The organism is Sinomonas sp. (assembly GCF_036848755.1).
GTDB lineage: Bacteria > Actinomycetota > Actinomycetes > Actinomycetales > Micrococcaceae > Sinomonas.
Genome location: NZ_DAIUJO010000149.1, coordinates 1 through 7177 on the forward strand (window position 1 = coordinate 1; position 7177 = coordinate 7177).

At 68.0% G+C, this 7177-nt stretch carries 8 protein-coding genes; 3 read left to right on the forward strand and 5 right to left on the reverse strand.

The annotated features are described in order from the left end of the window. Positions 1–56: 56 nt before the first annotated feature. Positions 57–578 (forward strand): hypothetical protein, encoded by a 522-nt coding sequence (locus tag V7053_RS16940; protein ID WP_334173440.1) that lies wholly within the window; start codon positions 57–59, stop codon positions 576–578. A 34-nt stretch (positions 579–612) separates the two neighbouring features. Here V7053_RS16940 and V7053_RS16945 read toward each other — a convergent pair whose 3' ends face one another. The 5 genes from V7053_RS16945 to V7053_RS16965 all read right to left on the reverse strand — a co-directional run bounded on the left by V7053_RS16945 (position 613) and on the right by V7053_RS16965 (position 5890). Then, complete coding sequence (locus V7053_RS16945) at positions 613–1410, reverse strand: SDR family oxidoreductase (protein ID WP_334173441.1); 798 nt, start codon at positions 1408–1410, stop codon at positions 613–615. 151 nt (positions 1411–1561) lie between these two features. Continuing rightward, positions 1562–2773 (reverse strand): D-mannonate dehydratase ManD, encoded by a 1212-nt coding sequence (gene manD / locus V7053_RS16950; protein ID WP_334173442.1) that lies wholly within the window; start codon positions 2771–2773, stop codon positions 1562–1564. Between the two features lie 37 nt (positions 2774–2810). Then, positions 2811–4241, reverse strand: coding sequence for an MFS transporter (locus tag V7053_RS16955; RefSeq protein ID WP_334173443.1), 1431 nt, complete (start codon positions 4239–4241; stop codon positions 2811–2813). A 171-nt stretch (positions 4242–4412) separates the two neighbouring features. Next, a complete protein-coding gene (locus tag V7053_RS16960) occupies positions 4413–5189 on the reverse strand; it encodes a hypothetical protein (protein ID WP_334173444.1) in 777 nt (258 codons plus the stop codon). Between the two features lie 80 nt (positions 5190–5269). Next, entirely contained in the window at positions 5270–5890 is a 621-nt protein-coding gene (locus V7053_RS16965; protein WP_334173445.1) for an L-threonylcarbamoyladenylate synthase, read from the reverse strand. Positions 5891–5967: 77 nt separating this feature from the next. On the opposite strand from V7053_RS16965, the gene V7053_RS16970 reads away from it, so the two are divergent. Both V7053_RS16970 and V7053_RS16975 read left to right on the forward strand, forming a co-directional pair. After that, on the forward strand, positions 5968–6195 hold the full coding sequence (locus V7053_RS16970) for a hypothetical protein (RefSeq protein WP_334173446.1): 228 nt from the start codon (positions 5968–5970) through the stop codon (positions 6193–6195). 115 nt (positions 6196–6310) lie between these two features. Continuing rightward, entirely contained in the window at positions 6311–7165 is an 855-nt protein-coding gene (locus tag V7053_RS16975; RefSeq protein WP_334173447.1) for a metal-dependent hydrolase, read from the forward strand. Positions 7166–7177: the final 12 nt, after the last annotated feature.

Here is a 7177-nt window from a genome sequence, read left to right on the forward strand (position 1 = left end):
CGGCGCGTGGGAGAATAGTAGCCGACTCACCAAGGCCGGGCGACGCGAGGGGACAGATGACACGGCAACTCTTCGGAGCGCAAGGGACGCTCCTTCCAGACGGAACGCGCCTCGTGCGCGAAACGATCCTCGAAGCCGGGCAGCGGCTCGCCCTCGCCGCCGACCATGCGGTGCTCGAGCGAATGAAGTCGCACCGCAAGCTCGCGAGAGCCGTCAACGTCGCAAGCCGGGCCCTCGTCGTCGTCATCGGCCTCGTGCTCGCCTACGTCGTCGTCACGAACCGGATCAGCCTTGCCGCCGCGGGGATCTTCGCCGTCGTGCTCCTTTTCGTCCCGGATCTCTTCCGGCGGGTCGACGCCTTCCTGACGGCGCTCAGGAATCGCGCTGTGGCCGGCCTCGTCATGGCGGAGGCGTTCTTCGACCATGCGGGGACGCACCTGCAGGCGCTTTCGCGTGAGGAGCAGCTGTTCCGCTATCTGGCGCTGCTGGTGAGCGGCGAGGTCTCCTTCGGGCGGCAGCGGATCCGCCTCGTGGGCGAGGCGGACGGGAGCGCCCGTCTGCTCACGGTCACGGCGTAGGCGTAGGGGCCAGCCCTCTCAGCCGGCCCCTCGCTCAGCCCTTCCGCCAGTCGTCGCTCGTGATGTGGGAGCCCCCCTGAGGCCCCATCTGGAGCATGCCGCCGTCGACTGACCACGACGCACCGGTGACGTAGCTCGACGCGGGCGAGGCGAGGAATGCAATGACCGCAGCGACCTCGCGCGCGTCTCCCGGGCGCCCAAGCGGCACCCCGGGGCGGGCGACGCCGTGCGGGTCCTTGTCCTCTTGGCCGGTCATCGGGGTGGCGATCTCGCCTGGCGCAACCGAGTTCGCCGTGATGCCATGCTCGCCCAGTTCGAGGGCGATCGTCTTCATGAGGCCGCCGAGGCCGTGCTTCGCGGCGTCGTAGGCGGAGGAGCCGACACGGGGCTGATGCTCATGCACGCTCGTCACGGCGATGAGGCGCCCGCCGTTGCCTGCCTGCACCATGTGGCGTGCCGCCCTCTGCAGGCACACGAACGCGCCGTCGAGGTCGGTAGCCACAATGTGGCGCCAGCGATCGTAATCCATGTCGAGGAACGGTTCGTTCGCACCCGTGCCAGCGTTGTTCACGAAGACGTCGAGGCCGCCGAGCTGTGCCACAAGGTCGTCGACCACGCCGCCGCAGGCCGGCGCGTCGGCGACGTCCAGCTTGGCAACATACGCCTTCCGACCCTGCTGGCGGACCTCGTCCGCTGTCTCTTGGGCGCCCTTCTCGTCTGAATGCCATGTGATGCCCACGTCCATCCCCGCTGCCGCGAGGGCGACGGCGGTCGCTTGGCCGATCCCCGAATCGGAGCCTGTGACGATGGCGGCGCGCGGTTCGAAACTCATTGCTTCTCCTTTCGATGGGCCCGACCGGCGGAGGTCCGCCCGACGGTTGCTGGGACACCCAAGGGGTACCCCGGACAGCCGTCTTGACGCACGGTGGGTGTTCTGGTGTGAAGCCGTCCTCGCCGCGTTGGAGCGAGCCTCAGGGCACCGACTACCAGTCGTGGATCGAGCCGTCGAGGCGGCGGTTCACCGGAAGGTACTTGGGAGCGAACGGAAAGCGGGCGGCGGCCTCTTCGTTGAACTCCACGCCGAGTCCGGGCTGAGTGCCCGGATGCATGTAGCCGTCCTCGAAGGTGTACGACGACGAGAACACCTCGTTCGCCGGGTCGCGGTGGCCCATGTACTCCTGGATGCCGAAGTTCGGGATGCTCAGGTCCACATGGAGGGCCGCGGCGAACGAGACAGGGGACAGGTCGCCCGCGCCGTGCGAACCGGACCGGACCCCATACAGGTCGGCGAGGGAGAAGATCCGGCGCAAGTGGGTGACGCCGCCCGCATGCGAGACGGAAGCGCGGACATAGTCGATGAGCCGCTCCGTGATGAGCTGCTGGCAGTCCCAGATCGAGTTGAAGACCTCGCCGACGGCGATCGGCGTCGTCGTATGCTGGCGGATCAGGCGGAAGGCGCTCTGGTCCTCGGCGGGCGTCGGGTCCTCGATCCAGAACGGGCGGTAGGGCTCGAGGGACGCGCCGAGGCGGCCCGCCTCGATCGGCGTCAGGCGATGGTGCACGTCGTGGAGCATGTGCACCTTGTAGCCGAACTCCTCGCGCAGGTGCGCCATCATGGTCGGCGCGAAGTCGAGGTAAGCCGTCGTCTCCCACGTGTCCTCCTGCGGGACAGCGCCGCTGGCGGGCTCGTAGAGCTTCCCGTCAGCGGGCGCGATTCCGTAGGTCTTCTCGATCCCGGGGATGGCGGCTTGGGCGCGGATGGCCTTGTAGCCGAGGTCGAGGTGGTGCTGGAAGTCGGCGCTCAGATCCTCGAGCGTGGCGCCGCTCGCGTGGCCGTACACCATGACCCCCTCGCGGGCGGCCCCGCCGAGCAGCTCGTAGACGGGCATTCCTGCGGCCTTGCCCTTGATGTCCCAGAGGGCGACGTCGACCGCGGCGATCGCAGTCATGGTCACCGGCCCGCGCCGCCAGTACGCGCCCTTGTAGAAGTATTGCCACGTGTCCTCGATCCGGCGCGCGTCACGGCCGACGAGGAGCGGGCACACGTGGTCACGGAGGTACGAGGCGACGGCGAGCTCACGCCCGTTCAGAGTCGCATCGCCAATGCCGGTGATGCCGTCTTCGGTCTCGATGACGAGCGTGACGTAGTTTCGGCCAGGGGAGGAAACGGCAACGCGGGCGTCGGTGATCTTCACGGGACAGTCCTTCTGGGTCTGATTCTTCTCGGGGTGTCTAAACTGCGTCCTCGAGCCGGACGAGGTCACGGCCGCGAACCTCGGGGCCGACGGCCGCCGCAATGAGCGTCACGGCGCTGTAGCCGATGAGCATTGCGGCAAGGGGCCACCACTGGCCTGTGACTGCGGTGAGGGTCGCGGCGAGGACCGGGCCGATCGCCGTGGTGAGGATGCCGCCGATCTCCTTGGCGAGCGCTAGTTGGGTGAAGCGGGTTCGGGCGCCGAAGAACTCTGCCATCGTGACGCTCTCCATCGCGAAGAGGCTCAGCACTCCGAGGTTGAGGCCGATGATCATGCCGAGCGTGATGAGCGCGGGATTGCCGCTCGTGATCATGAGCATCATCGGGACCGCGAACAGGATCGTGAGCGAGCTCAGGACCATGTAGAGCCGACGACGGCCGAACTTGTCGCCGAGCCAGCCGACGAACGGCACGGTCGCGAAGCCGAGGAGCGAGCCGTACATGATCGAGGCCGTTCCGATGGTCTTGTCCGCAAGGAGCACGGTTGCGAGGTATCCGACGAGGAACGTCTGGACGAGCCCGGAGTTGCCGGCCTGGCCGAAGCGGAGCCCGAGCGCGATGAGGAAGGCCTTGCCCTTCTTCTGGTGAAGGGCCCGTTCGAGGATGCCCTCAGGCTGGTCCTCGCGCTGGTCCTTGGTCCGAGCCGTCATCTCGGACCGCGAGAGGGCGATGCCGTCGACGACGTCGGCGCGGTGCTCGAAGACGGGGCTCTCCCTCAGCGATCGGCGGATCCAGACGGCGAAGAGCATCACGAGGAAGCTTGCTAGGAAGGGGACGCGCCATCCCCATGAGAGCAGCTGGTCGTTCGGAAGGGTGCTCACGAGGAGCGCCCACAGGCCCGATGCTGCGAGGGTTCCCGAGTTTGTCCCGAGCGAGACAAGCGATGAGATGAGGCCGCGGCGCTTGGCCGGGGCGTACTCCGCCAGCATGACCGACGCCCCGGCGATTTCGGCGCCGGCTCCGAATCCCTGGACGAGCCGCAGGGCGACGAGCAGGATCGGCGCCCAGATGCCGATCATCCCGTAAGTCGGCAGGACCCCGATGAGCGTTGTCGAAGCGCCCATGAGGGCGATCGTGAGGAAGAGGACCCTCTTGCGGCCGATCCTGTCTCCCATGCGGCCGAAGTAGACGGCTCCCACGAGGCGCGCCACGTACCCGACACCGTATGTCGCCATCGCGGCGATCAGGCCGATCAGCGGGCTGACGTCAGGGAAGAAGATCTTGTTGAAGACGATTGCTGCGGCGAGCGAATACAGCTGGAAGTCCATGAACTCCATGGCCGTCCCGAGCCAGCCGGAGACGGCAGCCTTTGCGAGTTCGCTCGTGCTTGTCCTGGTGGAGCTTGAATCGGGCTTGAGGCTGGATTCGGGTTCGACCCTCGGTCGTGGGGACGTGGAGTTCTCGGACATCTCTGCTCCTTTGCAGCGACTGGGGCTTGTCGGTGCCCGGTGCGAACACACCGACACCACTACCATACAAGTACTGCCATGCTAGATGTCAAAGTGCGGCCGGGCCTCTTCGGGGAGGAGGCACGGAAAAGGGCGGAGCCAGGGTGGCAGTTGGCCGGGGGCCGGGGCGCCTCAGCGCTCGTCGCGTCCGAGCCGCTTCAGGTACGTGTCGACGTCGTACGGGTTGCCTTTGTCCTCGTCCCGAGGGCCAGGCGCGGGCGAGCCGGGAAACTCAGGCAAGGCTCCGCCGTCGTACTCTTCCTGGGTCGCCGGCATCTCGGGCCGCGGACGGCGGTACTGACGGTTCTCGAAGGTCTGCCGCCGTTGGCGCCGAGCCGCGGAGAGCCCGAAGCCCATGAGGATGAGCAGCACTACGGGCATGCCGTCGGCTCGCCCGAGGGAGAGGATCACGATGAAGAGAAGCGCGATGGCGAGCCACTTCCCGCTGATGGCGAGCACATTCATGGCCCAGCTGTCCCTGCCGCGGCGCCACAGGGGGCGGGGATCGACGTTGAGCGCGGCCAGGATCCGCTCTGCCTGACCCACCGTGAGGCCGCGCAGGCTCGGCCGTGTGCCTGTCTCCTGGCGGACGGCGGCGCGGACGTAGTCGATCTGGTACGGCAGGGCGGGTGGTGTTCCGTCGGGCGCCAGGAGCTCGCGCCACCGGTCCGTCGCCTGCGGGGAGACAACGCCGAGCCCGGCGTCGTGGACGTGGGTGGGCTGCTCTTGCTGAACGGGCTGGCGAGAAGTTGGCTGCTGCGCCCACCGTGCGCCGGAGCGGAGCTGCTGGGGGCGGCGCCGTGCGGAGGCCGACGGCGGCGATGCAGGCGCCGCTGCTATGGTGCGCTCCGAGGTGGCCGCCGGGAAGCGCCGGGAGCTCTTGGGGTTGCGGTAGTGGAACCGTGCCACGCCAGGCCCTCCTCTCGCTATCCCATTCTAGGCTCGTGCCGCTCGGCCGGCCGCGGCGTCAGGGCCCAGATCCTGAGGAGTCATTCGAAGCGGGAGGCATCCCCTGCACCCCGGCGTGCCACTTCCGCGTAGCCATTGGAGAAGTCGATCACCGTGGTCGGCTCTGTCCCGCAGTCGCCAGCGTCGACGACCGCGTCGAGCGCGTTGTCGAGCCGGTCCTTGATGTCCCAGCCATCGATGAGGGGGTCCTCGTCCCCGGGCAGGAGCAGGGTGGAAGAGAGGATCGGCTCTCCCAGTTCCGCGACGAGTGATCGGACGACGTTATTGTCGGGAATGCGCACGCCCACCGTCTTCTTCTTCGGATGCAGCATGCGGCGTGGAACTTCCCGGGTCGCGGGAAGGATGAAGGTGTAGGGGCCGGGCGTCACGCTCTTGATGGCTCGAAACACGTCGTTGTCGATGTTCACGAGCTGGCCGAGTTGGGCGAAGTCGCGGCACACGAGGGTGAAGTGGTGCTTGTCGTCGAGTCGGCGGATCTGCCGGATCCGATTGAGCGCTTCCCTGTTGCCCATCTGGGCGCCGAGGGCGTAGCACGAGTCCGTGGGATAGGCGATGAGCCCTCCCTCCTGAAGAATCCGCACGATCTGGCCGATCAGGCGGGGCTGGGGATCCACCGGGTGGACGTCGAAGTAGCGCGCCATCCTCCGAGCCTACGCGGATTCCCGGCACGCCGGAGCCGCGTCCTTATTTTGTCGGACGGGCAATTTAGCCTCGATACATGAGCGCACTTGCTGTTGAAGAACTCGAATTGCACCGACTCGTCGATCGCTCCCGGGCCGCGTCGGAAGACACGTGCGTGGACTGCGGGGCGGGACTTGCCGAAGCCGAGGAGCGCCGCTGCGCCAATTGCGCCGACCTCGCCGCCCACGCGGAATGCAGGGATTGCGGCCGGGTTCTCCGCGACGCGGACCTCGATGCAGGGGCATGCACTGACTGCCTGGCCTGACCTGGGCGCTGCCCCGCGGGGCGACGCCCCCATGGGAGAGGCGGCTGGCCCCGGAACGGTAGGGTAGGAGGGCGCATTCGGCGCGAATCCGCAGGTCAGAGGAGGATCCGGCCGGATGATGGGCCCTCACCACGCCGCGTGTGGCGCCGCAGCCTGGGTTGCTGTCACAACCCGGGTTCACCTTGACCTCACACCGCTGACGTCGCTTCTGGGGTGGGCTCCTGCGAGCTTCGACTTCGGTTGGCCCCTCCTGCACGCTTCGCCGCTCGGCGCCGTCGCCGGTGCCCTCGTGACGGCAGGCGCGGCACTGCTCCCGGATGCCGATCATCCGAGTGCGACGATCGCCCATTCCCTCCCCCCGATATCCCGGCCGATCTGCGCGGGGATCGGCGCCGTGGCAGGCGGGCACCGCAATGGAACGCACTCCCTGCTCGGGATTGCCGTCTTCACGGCGATAGCATGGGCCGCCGGCCACTGGACGGTGGAGGCTCCCGCAGTCGGGACGCTCCATCTCGGAGCGGGCATTGTGTCGCTCCTGCTCGTCGCCTTCGCGGCAAAGGTCCTAGGGGTCTTCCCGGAGGGTGTACGCCGGATTCCGTGGTTGGTCGCGGTGCCCCTTGCGGCGTTCATCGCCGTCTTCGCACCCCGCGAGCAGAACTGGTTCCCCCTCGCCGTCGCCCTGGGGTCCGCCGCCCACATCGCGGGGGACATGCTCACGACGGGCGGCTGCAACCTCCTGTGGCCGATCGCGATTCGACGACCCCGGCGCCTCTCGCGGGTCCCGGTGCTTTCGTGGATGTGGCGGCCGGGAGGGCACGTTTCGTTTCCGGTCCTCGGAGATGCGGGCTCATGGAGGGAATGGCTCATGCTGGTGCCGGTCAGCTGCTACGCACTTGCCGGCGTTGGGGGATCCGTCTGGGCCCTCGGACGAGCCGGCGCGGCGGCAGTCGCCGTCTGGGCAGCGGGCTGATCAGAGGGACGC